The sequence below is a fragment of the Streptomyces sp. NPDC046900 genome (assembly GCF_040644975.1).
Classification (GTDB): Bacteria; Actinomycetota; Actinomycetes; order Streptomycetales; family Streptomycetaceae; genus Streptomyces.
Genome location: NZ_JBEYXD010000011.1, coordinates 37,101 through 52,671, shown reverse-complemented (window position 1 = coordinate 52,671; position 15,571 = coordinate 37,101). Strand labels below are relative to the sequence as shown.

General features: G+C 70.2%; 11 protein-coding genes and 2 pseudogenes. 11 read left to right on the top strand and 2 right to left on the bottom strand.

Annotated elements, in window-relative coordinates; genetic code table 11:
• Window positions 1-18: 18 nt before the first annotated feature.
• Window positions 19-839, top strand: a pseudogene (locus tag ABZ904_RS13815) (TadA family conjugal transfer-associated ATPase); the annotation flags it as partial.
• Here the strand turns inward: ABZ904_RS13815 and ABZ904_RS13810 are convergent.
• A complete protein-coding gene (locus tag ABZ904_RS13810) occupies window positions 827-1,117 on the bottom strand; it encodes a winged helix-turn-helix domain-containing protein (protein ID WP_361823175.1) in 291 nt (96 codons plus the stop codon). The pseudogene ABZ904_RS13815 and the gene ABZ904_RS13810 overlap by 13 nt on opposite strands.
• 148 nt (window positions 1,118-1,265) lie before the next feature.
• Here ABZ904_RS13810 and ABZ904_RS13805 point away from each other — a divergent pair, with 148 nt between their 5' ends.
• The 3 genes and pseudogenes from ABZ904_RS13805 to ABZ904_RS13795 all read left to right on the top strand — a co-directional run bounded on the left by ABZ904_RS13805 (window position 1,266) and on the right by ABZ904_RS13795 (window position 2,650).
• Entirely contained in the window at window positions 1,266-1,541 is a 276-nt protein-coding gene (locus ABZ904_RS13805; RefSeq protein ID WP_361823172.1) for a hypothetical protein, read from the top strand.
• Between the two features lie 337 nt (window positions 1,542-1,878).
• The gene (locus tag ABZ904_RS13800; RefSeq protein ID WP_361823169.1) at window positions 1,879-2,184 is read left to right on the top strand and encodes a hypothetical protein; all 306 of its coding nucleotides are present in this window, start codon (window positions 1,879-1,881) and stop codon (window positions 2,182-2,184) included.
• A gap of 136 nt (window positions 2,185-2,320) precedes the next feature.
• Window positions 2,321-2,650 (top strand): annotated as a pseudogene (locus ABZ904_RS13795) (TadE family type IV pilus minor pilin).
• 438 nt (window positions 2,651-3,088) lie between these two features.
• Here the strand turns inward: ABZ904_RS13795 and ABZ904_RS13790 are convergent.
• A complete protein-coding gene (locus ABZ904_RS13790; protein ID WP_361823166.1) occupies window positions 3,089-5,710 on the bottom strand; it encodes a DEAD/DEAH box helicase in 2,622 nt (873 codons plus the stop codon).
• Window positions 5,711-5,789: 79 nt separating this feature from the next.
• Here ABZ904_RS13790 and bldG point away from each other — a divergent pair, with 79 nt between their 5' ends.
• The 7 genes from bldG (at window position 5,790) to topA (ending at window position 15,511) form a co-directional block, all read left to right on the top strand.
• The gene (gene bldG / locus ABZ904_RS13785) at window positions 5,790-6,131 is read left to right on the top strand and encodes an anti-sigma factor antagonist BldG (protein WP_010986038.1); all 342 of its coding nucleotides are present in this window, start codon (window positions 5,790-5,792) and stop codon (window positions 6,129-6,131) included.
• A 104-nt stretch (window positions 6,132-6,235) separates the two neighbouring features.
• Entirely contained in the window at window positions 6,236-6,676 is a 441-nt protein-coding gene (locus tag ABZ904_RS13780) for an ATP-binding protein (protein WP_359407695.1), read from the top strand.
• A 317-nt stretch (window positions 6,677-6,993) separates the two neighbouring features.
• Complete coding sequence (locus tag ABZ904_RS13775) at window positions 6,994-9,396, top strand: sodium-translocating pyrophosphatase (RefSeq protein ID WP_359407698.1); 2,403 nt, start codon at window positions 6,994-6,996, stop codon at window positions 9,394-9,396.
• 217 nt (window positions 9,397-9,613) lie between these two features.
• Entirely contained in the window at window positions 9,614-10,213 is a 600-nt protein-coding gene (locus ABZ904_RS13770) for a small secreted protein (protein ID WP_359407701.1), read from the top strand.
• Window positions 10,214-10,251: 38 nt separating this feature from the next.
• Window positions 10,252-11,772, top strand: coding sequence for a methyltransferase (locus ABZ904_RS13765; protein ID WP_359407704.1), 1,521 nt, complete (start codon window positions 10,252-10,254; stop codon window positions 11,770-11,772).
• Between the two features lie 464 nt (window positions 11,773-12,236).
• Entirely contained in the window at window positions 12,237-12,434 is a 198-nt protein-coding gene (locus ABZ904_RS13760; RefSeq protein ID WP_359407707.1) for a hypothetical protein, read from the top strand.
• 254 nt (window positions 12,435-12,688) lie between these two features.
• Complete coding sequence (topA, locus tag ABZ904_RS13755; RefSeq protein WP_360996042.1) at window positions 12,689-15,511, top strand: type I DNA topoisomerase; 2,823 nt, start codon at window positions 12,689-12,691, stop codon at window positions 15,509-15,511.
• The last annotated feature ends 60 nt before the right edge of the window (window positions 15,512-15,571 follow it).

The following is a 15,571-nucleotide window of genomic DNA, read 5'->3' as shown; positions in this document are numbered from 1 at the left end:
CTCAGTGAGAGCACGCGGCTGCTGGACGGAGTACGCCAATGGCTGGCCGAGAGCGGGGCCGAGCCGACCCCTGCGCGCGTGGCACAGGCGCTGCGTGAGCAGGGGCGGGTGCTCGAGGACGCCGAGGTGCTGAGCGCGGCACGGCAGCTGCGCTCGGAGCTGGTCGGCAGCGGACCGCTGGAACCGCTGCTCGCCGATCCCTCCGTGACCGATGTCCTGGTCTCGGCACCCGATCGCGTGTCGGTGGACCGGGGCGGCGGACTCGAGCTGACCGCGGTGTCCTTCGCCGACGCGGCGGCCGTACGACGCCTCGCTCAGCGGCTGGCGACGGTGGCCGGGCGGCGGCTGGACGACGCCCATCTGCCGGACGGCACCCGGCTGCACGCGGTGCTGCCGCCGGTCGCGGTCGGCTCCACGTGCCTGTCCCTCCGGGTCGTTCGGCCGCGGGCCTTCACCTCGACGAGCTGGTGGCCGCGAGGACGGTGCCGCCGGGCGGGGACCGGGTGCTGCGGGCACTGATCGCCTCGCGGCTCTCCTACGTCATCAGCGGCGGCACCGGTTCGGGCAAGACCACGCTCCTGAGCGCGCTGCTCGGGGTGGTGAGGCCCACGGAACGGATCGTGCTGGCCGAGGACTCGGCGGAACTGCGGCCCGACCACCCGCATGTGGCGCGCCTCGAAGGACGGCCCGCGAACCAGGAAGGCGTGGGACTCGTCGAGCTCCATGATCTGGTGCGGCAGGCGCTGCGGACGAGACCCGAGCGGCTCGTCGTCGGCGAGGTACGCGGCCGTGAGGTGGTCTCCCTGCTGGCAGCGCTCAACACCGGTCACAAGGGCGGCTGATCGGGACAACCGTTACAGGAGTCAGTCGTTAACGGGAGGCTCCCGCCGCTGCCCTCCCCGCTCCCCGCGGTCACGAAGCTGCCCTTGTGCGGCAGCGTTTCGATGAGTCCCCGCTCACGTAGGTCCCGGAGCGCACGCCTGATCGTGTGATCGGCTACGCCGTACTGCGAGGCCAGGCGGATGATGCTGGGCAAGGCTGCGCCTGCCGGGATACGCCCTGAGCTGATGTCTTGGGCAATCTCGCGTGCTACGCGCTCCCAGGTGTATTCGGCCATGGCTTCAGCGTCGCGTGGCCTACCGGGGTCCGCATTGACAGACCATGGTGCACCATGGCTAACCGTGGCGTATGATGAGCGACGAAGAGCCCCGGCGACGCGGCGAACGTCCCGGGGCATGGCCAGCGCTACGAAGGAGCGACTGACAATGCGAACCCTACTGGAATGGCTTCTGAGCCTCCTCCTCCCCGCGCAGGGGAAGCGCCGGGCCGAATCTGAGCCGGCAGCGCCGATCCTGCGCGCACCTGCCCAGCGTCCGGCCGGAGACGCCATCGACGCTGACACTCTGCCGCTGGTCCGTCCGTACCTGGTCGCCTGGGAGCGGAGGCAGGAGCGGGAAGCACAGCGGGAAAGGCGTACGGCGGCAGCGCTGGCCTCGTTCGGCGTGGACTACCCGTACGGCCCCCAGGCAGGTGTGGCATGAAGTTCCTGATCGCAGACAAAATAAGCCAGCGTCCCCGATGCCTGGACCGGGGCCACATTCCCAGCCTGCCGTGCCTCCGCGGCGAAGGGCATGACGGGGACCACAGGGACGTGCTGGGCATGCCCTGGGCGTCAGCGGACAGCACGTTGGACAACACATGCGACGCGGCCGTACCCACGGACCTGGCGGAGGGCCTGACACGAGACGGCCTGGAACCTTGCTTCCTGGCCCGGGGACACGACCAGTGGACGGAGCACGCGAACAAGAGCGTGACTTGGCCTCGCAGCGCTGGCCTCGCAGCGTCGGCCGCGGAAGCCGTGGAGGGGGCAGCAGCAGCATGAGCAATCTTCGACGCCTTCCCTGGGAAGACAACGGCAAGCCGGCCTACGTCACGCCCGGCGACGGTCCCGTGAACGCCATCGCGGACGCCATGGAGGCCAGCATCCTGGTTACGGCACGCAACGACGTCCGGCGGGCCCAGGCCCTCGCAGCGGACTCGGCAGCGTCGCGCGCTGAACTCCGCATGGCCGTCCAGTACCTCGCACGCGCCGTGGAAGACGCGGCCCTGGTCGCAGACCTCCGCGGGGAGCGTCTAGGCCTGGACCAGGAGCCGCTGGAAGCCCTCACCGAATCAACCTGGTGACAGGCAGCCGTTGATGGCAGAAAGGCCCCTGGCCACCTCCCACGTGGGAAGCGGTCAGGGGCCTCGGGCGCTCGATGTCCGGATGTGAAGGGGTGCGGGGCCGCCGGGGAGGGCGCCTGCCCGGGACCGCGGCTTTGTGACGGCGGAGACAGCCGTCGTCCTGGCGGCCCTGGTGCTGTTCGCGACGGCCCTCGTCTGGGCCCTGCTGGCCGCGTCCGCGCAGATCCAGTGCGTGGACGCGGCCCGGGCAGGGGCCCGGGCGGCGGCGCGGTAGGAGCCGCCGGGTGTAGTGCGGGAGGTCGCCCGGCAGGCGGCGCCCGACGGCGCGAGGGTCACGGTGAGCCGTCAGAGCGACCTGGTTCATGCGCTGGTGATCGTCCGCCCGCCGGGCCCGGACGCGCTGCCGCTCGAACTGCGTCACGAGGCGGTGGCGTTGGCCGAGGACACCGTGGGAGTGAATCGGTGACGGGACGTGAACCGATGGCGGGAGCCGGACGGATGAAGGGGTGTGGCCCTCAGAGGGCGCTGGGTGCGGAGGAGGTACGCGGGGTGAGGAAGGGGTGGAGTGGTGAGGTGCCGTCAGCTGATGAGAGGGACGGTGGGTCGTCGTCAGCCGGCCGGGGACCGGGGCCCCGGCGACGGTATGGGTCGTGTGCGTGATCGGCGCGCTGTGTGCCGTGTTCGGGGTGCTGTGGCCCAGGGCGAGGCCGTCCTGGTCCGGCCGGAGCGGCCAACCTGGCGGCGCTCGTGGCCGCCGACCACTGGATCGAGGGTGACAAGCAGGCTTGCGACACGGCGGTGCGCGTCGCAGTGGCTCAGGGCAGCCGACTTGTGCGGTGGGCCGTGGTGGGCCAGGTCTCCGATGTCACGACGGCGTCGGTCGCGGGGCCGTTCGCTGCCGAGGTTAGGGCGAGGGCCGGCCCGGCGGAACCGACGGCGCCGCGGGGACCTGCGGGGCCCCCGCCTCGGTCTTCTTCTCGTCCATAGTCACTGCGGCCACCGCCTCGTCCCCGGCCCTGTCCCTACGGTCCGTCGTGTTCCCTGCCGTTCGCGGGCCGTGCGTCTGGGTCTCCGTCTCCTCCGGGGCTCCGCGCAAGAGCACCGTGAGGAGCCGGACGGCGCCCCGCTTGTGCAGCGGATCGTTGCCGTTGCCGCACTTGGGGGACTGGATGCAGGACGGGCAGCCCGCATCGCACTCACAGGACGCGATGGCCTGACGGGTGGCGGTCAGCCAGGCACGGGCCGTGTGGAAGGCGCGCTCCGCGAAGCCCGCGCCGCCGGGATGGCCGTCGTAGACGAAGACCGTGGGGAGGAGGGTGTCGGGATGGAGCGGGACGGAGACGCCACCGATGTCCCAGCGGTCGCAGGTGGCGAAGAGCGGGAGCATGCCGATCGAGGCGTGTTCGGCGGCGTGCAGGGCGCCGCCGAGGATCTCGGGGTTGATCCGGGCCTCGTCCAGATGGTCCTCGGTGACCGTCCACCACACCGCGCGCGTGCGCAGCGTTCGGGGAGGGAGGTCGAGTTTCGACTCGCCCAGCACCTCACCGGTGATCAGACGCCGGCGCAGAAAGGAGACGACCTGATTGGTGACCTCGACGGAGCCGTAGCAGAGCCGGCCCTCGCCCCAGGGGATCTCGGTGTCCGTCTCCAGGACGGAGATGGAGGTCGTGTCGCGCGCGACCGTCGAATACGGCGGGTTGGCCTCCTCGACCAGGGCGACGGAGTCCTCCAGGTCGAGCGTCCGCACCAGATACGTACGGCCCTGATGCAGGTGGACAGCCCCCTCGTGCACCGTCGTGTGGGCGGAGCCCGCGTCGACCGTGCCGAGCAGCCGTCCGGTGCCGGCCTCGACGATCTGCACGGGGCGCCCGCCCTCCCCACGGATGTCCGTTAGGTCGGCGGCCCGTTCCCGGCGGGTCCAGTGCCAGGTCTTCGTCCGGCGGCGCAGCAGCTTCGCGGCCTCCAGCTGCGGCAGCAGCTCCGCGCTGGCCGGGCCGAACAGCTCCAGGTCCTCCTCCGCCAGCGGAAGCTCGGCGGCCGCCGCACACAGGTGCGGGGCGAGGACGTACGGGTTGTCCGGGTCGAGGACGGTGGATTCCACCGGTTGGTCGAAGAGGGCCTCGGGATGGTGGACGAGGAAGGTGTCCAGCGGGTCGTCCCGGGCGACCAGCACCGCCAGGGCACCCTGCCCGGACCGGCCGGCGCGCCCGGCCTGCTGCCACAGCGACGCCCGGGTCCCCGGGTATCCGGCGATCAGCACGGCGTCCAGGCCCGAGACGTCGACGCCGAGCTCCAGGGCGGTGGTGGCGGCGAGGCCGAGGAGTTCTCCGGAGTGGAGAGCGCGCTCGAGGGCGCGGCGCTCCTCGGGAAGGTAGCCGCCGCGGTAGGCGGCCACACGACGGGCGAGGGAGCGGTCCACCTCCGCCAGGCGTTCCTGGGCGATGACCGAGATCAGCTCGGCGCCGCGCCGGGAGCGGACGAAGGCGACCGAGCGCACGCCCTGCACGGCCAGGTCGGTCAGCAGGTCGGCGGTCTCGGCGGTGGCCGTGCGCCGGACGGGCGCGCCCTTCTCCCCGTGCAGCTCGGTGAGCGGGGGCTCCCACAGGGCGAACACCAGTTCCCCGCGCGGGGAGGCGTCGTCGGCGACCTCCACGACCGGAAGGCCGGTGAGGCGCCGTGCGGCCACCGCGGGGTCGGCGGCGGTCGCGGAGGCCAGCAGGAAGACGGGGGAGGCGCCGTAGCGGGCGCAGAGGCGGCGCAGGCGGCGCAGGACCTGGGCGACGTGCGAGCCGAAGACTCCGCGGTAGGTGTGGCACTCGTCGATGACGACGTACTTCAGGGCACGCAGGAAGGAGGACCAGCGCGGGTGTGAGGGCAATATGCCCCGGTGCAGCATGTCGGGGTTGGTCAGGACGTAGTTGGCGTACTGGCGCACCCATTCGCGTTCTTCGGGCGGCGTGTCGCCGTCGTACACCGCTGGGCGCACTGCCGGCCCCAGAGGTTGTGAAAGTTCCTTCACGGATCGGCACTGGTCCGCCGCCAGGGCCTTCGTCGGGGCGAGGTAGAGGGCGGTCGCGCCACGCCCGTTCGGGGCCTGTGCGCCGTCCAGCAGACGGGAGAGGACCGGGACCAGGTAGGCGAGCGACTTGCCCGACGCGGTGCCCGTGGCGACGACCACCGAGTCGCCGTCGAGGGCGTGCTCGGCGGCGAGCGCCTGATGGGCCCAGGGGTGCTCGATGCCCGCGGCTTGCACGGCGGCGATGACCTCGGCGCGGATCCGGTCCGGCCAGACGGCATGGCGGCCCTCTCGCGGGGGCAAGTGCTCCGTATGAGTGATGCGCGCAGCTCGGCTCGGTCCTGCGCTGAGCCGGTCCAGGACTGTGCTCGGCGACAGGCGGGACACGGGGCCCGTCGAGGGTCGATCGGATCGGTGATTCTTGGCCATCGGCACCGAGTGTGTCACTGGCGTGACGGACAATGGGACCAAGGCGTCGTGCACGCCTGCCGGTAAGTGATTGAATGCCATCGCGGCTGGCGAACCGTCCCGGGGCTCCGCCGAGGTGTCCCGAGGGGCGACCGCTCGATAGCAAGGTGCTGGAGGATCCGTGGACCTGTCCCTGTCGACCCGTACCGTCGGCGATCGTACGGTCGTCGAGGTCGGTGGCGAAATCGACGTATATACCGCGCCCAAGCTGCGCGAGCAGCTGGTCGAGCTGGTGAACGACGGGAATTTTCACCTCGTCGTCGACATGGAGGGCGTGGACTTCCTCGACTCCACCGGGCTCGGAGTTCTGGTGGGCGGCTTGAAGCGTGTCCGGGCCCATGAGGGCTCCCTGCGCCTGGTGTGCAACCAGGAGCGCATTCTCAAGATCTTCCGCATCACCGGCCTCACCAAGGTGTTCCCGATTCACACCTCGGTCGAGGAAGCGGTGGCGGCCACCGACTGACCCGTGCCGGGCCGCTTGGCCCGGACGGCAGAAGCAAGGCGGGGGGCCGGACTGTTTTGCGGCCCGGCCCCCTGACCGCACGCCCGAAGTACCGAGGGGGATGCATGGCCACCGTTGAACTCCTCTTCAGCGCGCTGCCCGAACACGTCAGGACCGCCCGACTCGTGGCGGCAGCGGTGGCGCGCCGGGCTGGAGTGGAGGAGGCCGTACTCGACGAGGTCAGGCTCGCCGTAGGCGAGGCCTGCACCCGAGCCGTCGGACTGCACCAGAGCAACGGCATCTCGGCGCCGGTGCGGGTGCTGCTGACGGAGGAGGAGAAGCAGTTCTCCATCGAGGTCGGCGACGAGGCGCCGCACGCGGTGCCCGGCGAGAGGTCGCCGGGTGCCGGGGGCGCCCACGAGACGGACGCCGAGGCCGAAGAGGACGAAATGGGCCTCGCGGTCATCAGCGGTCTCGTCGACGACGTCGAGGTCACCGCTGGGGAGAGCGGCGGACAGATCAGGATGAGCTGGCCGACCCTGCCGCCCGCCACGCTCCCGGCCTGACCTTCCCGTAGGCCTCCCTGCCTCGTACTTCTCGTTCGGTTTCGAAGAGCCCTGCCTGTGCAGGGCTCTTCTTTTTTGTACAGTCGCACTGTGGTCGTGAATTGCTTCACGATCAATCGCGTGATAATTGGATCAAGGGCCAACCCAGTCAATGGTTTTGGGGCATTACCACTTTCGGGTTCAGTAACTGCCCTGCGATCTTTAGCTGAAGAGCGCGTGAAGACCAATTCCGTTTGCCGAGCACTGTTTTGATCAGGTTCCGGTACCTACAATCCGTCCACATCTCTTGAGCTCAGCCCAAGCGTCAAGGAGGACGAATGGCGGGGCTTTCTACCCCTCAACAGTTTGATCACCCCACAACCCTCGCAGCCGCTGTCCTGACCGACAGCAACCGCCTGATCATCGTGGTCATCGGGGCCGTGGCCCTCGCGGCCCTGGTGGTCGCCGGGATCCTGGTGCGCCAGGTTCTCGCGGCGGGCGAGGGCACCGAAAGCATGAAGAAGATCGCGGCGGCGGTCCAGGAAGGCGCCAACGCCTATCTGGCCCGGCAGCTGCGCACGCTCGGCGTATTCGCCGTGGTCGTGTTCTTCCTGCTCATGCTGCTGCCCGCGGACGACTGGAGTCAGCGCGCCGGACGGTCGGTGTTCTTCCTGATCGGTGCGGCGTTCTCCGCGGCCACCGGTTATATCGGCATGTGGCTTGCCGTACGGAGCAATGTGCGGGTCGCCGCGGCGGCGCGTGAGGCCACACCGGCGAAGGGTGAGCCGGAAAAGGATCTCACCGCTGTCTCGCACAAGGCGATGAAGATCGCGTTCCGCACGGGTGGCGTCGTCGGCATGTTCACGGTGGGGCTCGGTCTGCTGGGCGCCTCCTGCGTGGTGCTGGTGTACGCGGCGAACGCACCGAAGGTCCTGGAGGGCTTCGGTCTCGGCGCGGCACTGATCGCCATGTTCATGCGTGTCGGTGGCGGCATCTTCACCAAGGCCGCCGACGTCGGCGCCGACCTGGTCGGCAAGGTCGAGCAGGGCATTCCGGAGGACGACCCGCGCAATGCCGCGACCATTGCCGACAATGTGGGCGACAACGTCGGCGACTGCGCGGGCATGGCAGCCGACCTCTTCGAGTCGTACGCCGTGACGCTCGTCGCCGCGCTGATCCTCGGCAAGGCGGCGTTCGGCGACTCGGGGCTGGCGTTCCCGCTGATCGTGCCCGCGATCGGGGTCCTGACCGCGATGATCGGCATCTTCGCTGTGGCTCCGCGCCGCTCCGACCGCAGCGGCATGTCCGCGATCAACCGGGGCTTCTTCATCTCCGCGGTGATCTCGCTGGCACTGGTCGCGGCGGCCGTCTACAGCTATCTGCCGTCCTCGTACGCCGACCTCAAGGGCGTCACCGACTCGGCGATCCGGCTCAAGGACGGGGATCCGCGGATCCTCGCGCTCGTCGCGGTGGCCATCGGCATCGTGCTCGCCGCCCTGATCCAGCAGCTGACGGGCTACTTCACCGAGACCGCCCGGCGGCCGGTGCGGGACATCGGCAAGACGTCGCTGACCGGCCCCGCCACCGTGGTGCTCGCCGGTATCTCCGTGGGTCTCGAGTCGGCCGTCTACACGGCGCTGCTCATCGGACTCGCGGTGTACGGCGCGTTCCTGCTCGGTGGCACGTCGATCATGCTCGCACTGTTCGCGGTGGCGCTGGCCGGCACGGGTCTGCTCACCACGGTCGGGGTGATCGTCGCCATGGACACGTTCGGGCCGGTCTCGGACAACGCACAGGGCATCGCCGAGATGTCCGGTGACGTCCAGGGCGCGGGCGCTCAGGTCCTCACCGACCTGGACGCGGTGGGCAACACCACCAAGGCGATCACCAAGGGCATCGCCATCGCCACCGCCGTACTCGCGGCGTCGGCGCTCTTCGGTTCGTATCGCGACGCCATCACCACGGCCGCGCAGGACGTGGGCGTGCAGGTCGGCGACGGCGGCCCGCTGAGCCTCGTCATGGACATCTCCCAGCCCAACAACCTGGTCGGCCTCATCGTGGGCGCGGCGGTCGTCTTCCTCTTCTCGGGGCTGGCGATCAACGCGGTGTCCAGGTCGGCGGGCGCGGTGGTCTTCGAGGTGCGCCGGCAGTTCCGGGAGAAGCCCGGGATCATGACCTACACGGAGACGCCCGAGTACGGCAGGGTCGTCGACATCTGCACCAAGGACGCCCTCAGGGAGCTGGCCACCCCCGGTCTGCTCGCTGTCCTGGCGCCCATCGCACTCGGGTTCACCTTCGGTGTCGGCGCGCTCGGCGCGTACCTGGCGGGCGCGATCGGCACGGGCACGCTGATGGCGGTCTTCCTCGCCAACTCCGGCGGTGCCTGGGACAACGCCAAGAAGCTCGTCGAGGACGGCCATCACGGCGGCAAGGGCAGCGAGGCGCACGCGGCGACGGTGATCGGCGACACGGTCGGCGATCCCTTCAAGGACACCGCGGGGCCCGCGATCAACCCGCTGCTGAAGGTGATGAACCTGGTGTCGTTGCTCATCGCGCCCGCGATCGTCAGGTTCTCGTACGGCAGCGACAAGAGTCTCGGCGTGCGGATCCTGATCGCCGTGCTCGCGATCGTCGTGATCGTGGTGGCGGTGTACCTCTCCAAGCGGCGCGGGATCGCCGTGGGTGACGAAGGCAACGCCGAGCAGGTGTCCAATTCGGCGGATCCGGCGGTGGTTTCCTAGCCGGTTCCTCCGGCCTCCGGGCTTCCGGCTGGTCGGACAAGGATCAAGGGGCGGGCGTACGGCGTCTTCGGGAGCCGTACGCCCGCCCTGTCCGTGTCCCGTGCCTCTTCGTGAGCCTTCTCTCGCATGGTGCTTATGGCCGCAATGGCTGACATAAGTAATATTCAGCATGCGGCTGTCACCCGGTTGGCGTGTATGTTCCGGGGCCGAGAGAGCCATGGAAGGGACCAATCCGGTGAACAAGAAGCTCGCGGCCGCGCTGTCCGGCGGTGCGGTACTGGTACTGGCGCTGTCGGGATGCTCCAGCAGCAGCAGCGGCGCAGTCGACGACAAGCTGAGCACCTGGGCCAAGCAGGTGTGCGACGCGGTGCAGCCGCAGGCCAAGAAGATTGCGTCCGCCAGCACCGCGATCCAGAAGGAGACCTCGGACAACAGCACGCCGGATCAGGTCCAGAAGACCGACTCGCAGGCTTTCCAGGACATGTCCGACGCCTACAAGGCGATCGGCGCCGCCGTCCAGGGGGCGGGCGCGCCCGAGGTCGACAACGGCGCGGCGAAGCAGAAGAACGCGGTCAAGGAGCTCAACGACATCTCCACCGCCTACGCCGACCTGAAGAAGCAGGTGGACGGGCTCGACACGAAGGACCAGGGGAAGTTCGCCGAGGGCCTGAAGAACATCGCGACCCGGCTCGACAAGCTCAGCCAGAGCGGCAACGACGCGCTGAAGGAGCTGGAGGCCGGCGACGTCGGCAAGGCCATGGCGCAGCAGGCGAGCTGCAAGTCCACCTCTGCCTCGGCTTCGGCGACGGCCGGCTGAGCGGCGCGTCGCGGGGGCGCCCGCGCCACAATGGGGGCGTGAGTAACTCCAGTCCGGCCACCCTGCCCTCCAACGACCGCACCGACGTGATCGCGTGGCTGCGGGACGCCCTGCTCGCGGCCTCGTTCACCGCGGACGGGCTGCTCGACCTGCTCGGTGCGCCCGCGTACGCGGCGCTCGCCCGGAGCGAAACAGTGCCTGCGCTCCGGGCGACACGCGGTGACACGCCGCTGGAAACGCTCGTACGGCTCTTCCTGCTGCAACAGCCCGTGCCGTACGCGCGCGTGGCGGACGTGCTGCCTGTCGACGCATGCCTGGACGCCGGCTGGCTGGTCCGCACCGCCGGCGACGAGGTGGCCGCGACGGTCGACGTCCGGCCGTTCGGCGGGCCTGGGGGCGAGGACTGGTTCATCGTCTCGGACCTGGGGTGCGCGGTGGGCGGAGCCGGCGGCATCGGCAGCCGGGACGAGGATGTCGTCCTCGGGGTCGGCGGCGCCTCCACCACCCTCGCCGGAATCACCGTGCGGACCCCCATCGGTTCCGCCCTCGACCTCGGTACCGGCTCCGGGATCCAGGCGCTGCACGCGGCCCGGCACGCCACCCGCGTGACCGCGACCGACGTCAATCCGCGCGCCCTGCACATCGCGGGGCTCACCCTGGCCCTGTCCGCTGTCCCGGCCGCGGACCTGCGCCAGGGTTCCCTCTTCGAGCCGGTCAGGGACGACGAGACGTTCGACCTGATCGTGTCGAACCCGCCCTTCGTGATCTCGCCCGGCGCCCGCCTCACCTACCGGGACGGCGGGATGGGCGGGGACGATCTGTGCCGGACGCTCGTTCAGCAGGCGGGGGAGCGGCTGAACGAGGGCGGGTTCGCGCAGTTCCTCGCCAACTGGCAGCACGTGGAGGGGGAGGACTGGCAGGATCGGCTGCGTTCGTGGGTGCCGCGCGGATGCGACGCCTGGATCGTGCAGCGGGAGGTCCAGGACATCACGCAGTACACCGAGTTGTGGTTGCGGGACGCGGGCGACCACCGCGACGAGACGGCCCGGTACCAGGCGCGGTACGACGCGTGGCTGGACGAGTTCGAGGCGCGCAAGGTGCGGGCGGTCGGCTTTGGCTGGATCGCACTGCACCGGACGGACGCCGCCGAGCCCTCGATCACGGTCGAGGAGTGGCCGCACCCGGTCGAGCAGCCGCTCGGCGACACGGTGCGCGCGCACTTCGACCGCATCGACTACCTGCGGACGCACGACGACGCGGCCTTGCTCGCCGGGCACTTCAAGCTCGCCGCCGAGGTCGTCCAGGAGCAGGTCGGGCTGCCCGGTGCCGAGGACCCCGAGCACGTCGTGCTGCGCCAGAACCGCGGAATGCGCCGGGCCACCAAGGTGGACACGGTCGGTGCGGGCTTCGCCGGCGTCTGCGACGGCACGCTGAGCGCGGGGCGCATCCTCGACGCCATCGCTCAACTGGTCGGCGAGGACCCCGTCTTGCTGCGTGACCGGACGCCTGCTCAGATCCGGCTGCTGGTCGAACAGGGGTTCCTGGAGCCCGCGCGGTAACCGGCGCGCAAGGGAGCGCGGGGGCACACCCCGGGGCCCCGGCGGCTTTGTCCGCCGCCCGGCTGCGTCCCGGGCCGGGTTTCGTACACGAATCTGTGGGTGAGTCAGATGATCGTGCGGAGCGCGGGATCCACGGGAGCGAGGGCTCCTGCGGCGGCAACCGGGTGTCACCGGACACCTGGATCCTCCGGAGGGCGCCGGAACCGGCCCCGCAGCGACCAGTTCGAGCCGAGTCGGGAGCGCGAACCCGCCCCGCGTCCCCGCCTCGGCGTATACGGTCGGTCGCGCGTCAGGGACTCCCGGCATCACCCTCCGGCGCGACCCGAACCCCGTCCCGGATGTCCAGGGCGGCGACGGACGGACTCGCGCCGCCCGCTCTCTCCGAGGTCGCCAGGGTGCTGCGGGTGCGGGTCAGCCTCCTGTCGCGGGCGGCCAGGATCGGAAGGAATCGGAAGGAGCGGGACATGGGGAGCGGACCGGCGGCCTACGCGGGGACAGTGTTCAGCGTGTTCGGTATCGGGCTGCTGACCTGGACCGCGGCCCGGCTGCGACGTCGCGAGCCCGTCGCCGAGGGTGTGAACCGCGTCGCATCCGCCGCCCTCACAAGCCTCGCCGCGATGGCCGCGCTCGCACTCGGCGCATGGTGCTTCACGCTGCTGTGACATCGCGATTCCCGTCCGCAGCACGACGGGGCCCCGGTAACCGGCGGATTACCCTCCGGATAGAGCCGATGGGGCTGCCGGCCACTCCGGGCGGCAGGAATGCCGGTAGTCGGGTTACCGTTCGAGTGGCCGTTGCGGGCTTTTCCCGTTTGACACGGGGGCGGGCTGTACCGTCACACTCCGCAGCGTCACCATGACCCGACCCCGGGACGAAGGCCTGGGGAGGCCGCAGTCGACCGGAGAGAAGAGCGAAGTTGTCCCCGACCAGCGAGACCGCACAGGGCGGCCGCCGACTCGTCATCGTCGAGTCGCCTGCCAAGGCGAAGACGATCAAGGGCTACCTTGGCCCCGGCTACATCGTCGAGGCGAGCGTCGGGCACATCCGCGACCTTCCGAACGGCGCCGCCGAGGTGCCGGACAAGTACACGGGTGAGGTGCGCCGCCTCGGTGTGGACGTCGAACACGACTTCCAGCCGATCTATGTCGTCAACGCCGACAAGCGGGCGCAGGTCAAGAAGCTCAAGGACCTGCTGCGGGATTCCGACGAGCTCTTCCTCGCCACCGATGAGGACCGCGAGGGCGAGGCCATCGCCTGGCACCTCCAGGAGGTGCTCAAGCCCAAGGTCCCGGTCAAGCGGATGGTGTTCCACGAGATCACCAAGGACGCGATCCAGCAGGCCGTGCGCAATCCGCGCGAGCTGAACCAGAAGCTCGTCGACGCCCAGGAGACCCGCCGCATCCTCGACCGCCTCTACGGCTACGAGGTCTCGCCGGTCCTGTGGAAGAAGGTCATGCCGCGCCTGTCGGCGGGCCGCGTGCAGTCCGTGGCGACCCGGCTCGTCGTGGAGCGGGAGCGCGAGCGCATCGCGTTCCGCTCCGCCGAGTACTGGGACCTGACGGGTGTCTTCGGCACCGGCCGCGCGGGCGACCCGTCCGACCCGTCGACGCTGTTGGCACGGCTGGCGACGGTCGACGGCAAGCGCGTGGCGCAGGGCCGTGACTTCGACTCGCTGGGCCGGCTGAAGGGCGCGAACACCCTCCATCTCGACGAGGCGAACGCCCGTGCGCTCGCCGCCGCCCTTCAGGACACGCGGTTCTCGGTCCGGTCGGTCGAGTCGAAGCCCTATCGCCGCTCGCCGTACGCGCCGTTCCGTACGACGACGCTGCAGCAGGAGGCCAGCCGCAAGCTCGGCTACGGCGCGAAGGCGACCATGCAGATCGCGCAGAAGCTGTACGAGAACGGCTTCATCACGTATATGCGTACGGACTCCACGACCCTGTCGGACACGGCGATCACCGCCGCCCGCGCGCAGGTCACGCAGCTGTACGGCGCCGATTACCTGCCCGAGCAGCCGCGCACCTACGCGGCCAAGGTCAAGAACGCGCAGGAGGCGCACGAGGCGATCCGGCCCTCGGGTGATCGTTTCCGCACCCCGGCGGAGACGGGACTGACCGGTGACCAGTTCAAGCTCTACGAGCTGATCTGGAAGCGGACCGTCGCCTCCCAGATGAAGGACGCGATCGGCAACTCGGTCACCGTCAGGATCGGCGGCATCGCCGCCGACGGGCGGGACGCCGAGTTCACGGCGTCCGGCAAGACGATCACCTTCCACGGCTTCCTGAAGGCGTACGTCGAGGGCGCAGACGACCCGAACGCCGAGCTGGACGACCGCGAGCGCCGGCTGCCGCAGGTCACCGAGGGCGACGCGCTGACCGCCGAGGAGATCACCGCCGACGGCCACTCGACCAAGCCCCCGGCCCGTTACACCGAGGCCTCGCTGGTCAAGGAGCTGGAAGAGCGAGAGATCGGCCGCCCGTCGACGTACGCGTCGATCATCGGCACGATCCTGGACCGCGGCTATGTGTTCAAGAAGGGCACGGCCCTCGTGCCGTCCTTCCTGTCCTTCGCCGTGGTCAACCTCCTGGAGAAGCACTTCGGGCGGCTCGTCGACTACGACTTCACCGCCAAGATGGAGGACGATCTCGACCGCATCGCGCGCGGCGAGGCGCAGGCCGTGCCGTGGCTGAAGCGGTTCTACTTCGGTGAGGGCACGGTCGAGGGAGTCGCCGCGGACGCCGGGAACGGCGACGGCGACCACCTCGGCGGCCTCAAGGAACTGGTGACCGACCTGGGCGCGATCGACGCGCGCGAGGTGTCGTCGTTCCCCGTCGGCAACGACATCGTGCTGCGGGTCGGCCGCTACGGCCCGTACATCGAACGCGGCGAGAAGGACACAGAGGAGCACCAGCGCGCCGACATCCCGACCGACCTGGCGCCGGACGAGCTGACCGTCGAGCTGGCCGAGGAACTGCTCGCCAAGCCCAGCGGCGAGCGCCCGCTGGGCACCGACCCGGACACGGGACGGCCGATCGTCGCCAAGGCCGGCCGCTACGGCCCGTACGTCACGGAGATCCTCCCCGAGGGCACCCCGAAGACGGGCAAGAACGCGATCAAGCCGCGTACGGCCTCGCTGTTCGCGTCGATGTCCCTGGACACGGTGACGCTCGAGGACGCGCTGAAGCTGATGTCGCTGCCCCGGGTCGTCGGCACCGACGCGGAAGGCGTCGAGATCACGGCGCAGAACGGGCGCTACGGGCCGTACCTGAAGAAGGGCACGGACTCGCGTTCCCTGCAGTCCGAGGACCAGCTCTTCACGATCACGCTGGAGGAGGCGCACGCGATCTACGCCCAGCCCAAGCAGCGTGGCCGGGCGGCCGCCAAGCCGCCGCTGAAGGAGCTGGGCGAGGACCCGGTCAGCGGCAAGCCGGTCGTCGTCAAGGACGGCCGCTTCGGGCCGTACGTCACCGACGGCGAGACCAACGCGACCCTGCGCTCCGCGGACAGCGTCGAGATGATCACCCCGGAGCGGGGCTTCGAACTGCTCGCGGAGAAGCGCGCCAAGGGACCGGCCAAGAAGACGGCGAAGAAGGCTCCGGCCAAGAAGACGGCGGCGACGGCGGCGAAGAAGACCGCTGCCAAGAAGACCGCTGCTAAGAAGACGGCCGCCAAGAAGACGACGGCGAAGAAGACCGCTGCCGCGAAGACGGCGGCGTCGAAGGACGGCGCCGAGGGCTGAGGACACGGGTCGGCCGCGGGTCCGGGTGGGAGAGCCGGGCGCGCGGGCCGAACAACCGAC

Coding starts and splice junctions, on each gene's coding strand:
- ABZ904_RS13770 (WP_359407701.1), top strand. CDS start 9,614: ATGGAAGGGACCAATCCGGTGAACAAGAAGCTCGCGGCCGCGCTGTCC.
- ABZ904_RS13760 (WP_359407707.1), top strand. CDS start 12,237: ATGGGGAGCGGACCGGCGGCCTACGCGGGGACAGTGTTCAGCGTGTTC.
- ABZ904_RS13805 (WP_361823172.1), top strand. CDS start 1,266: ATGCGAACCCTACTGGAATGGCTTCTGAGCCTCCTCCTCCCCGCGCAG.
- ABZ904_RS13800 (WP_361823169.1), top strand. CDS start 1,879: ATGAGCAATCTTCGACGCCTTCCCTGGGAAGACAACGGCAAGCCGGCC.
- ABZ904_RS13780 (WP_359407695.1), top strand. CDS start 6,236: ATGGCCACCGTTGAACTCCTCTTCAGCGCGCTGCCCGAACACGTCAGG.
- ABZ904_RS13775 (WP_359407698.1), top strand. CDS start 6,994: ATGGCGGGGCTTTCTACCCCTCAACAGTTTGATCACCCCACAACCCTC.
- ABZ904_RS13810 (WP_361823175.1), bottom strand. CDS start 1,117: ATGGCCGAATACACCTGGGAGCGCGTAGCACGCGAGATTGCCCAAGAC.
- ABZ904_RS13790 (WP_361823166.1), bottom strand. CDS start 5,710: ATGGCATTCAATCACTTACCGGCAGGCGTGCACGACGCCTTGGTCCCA.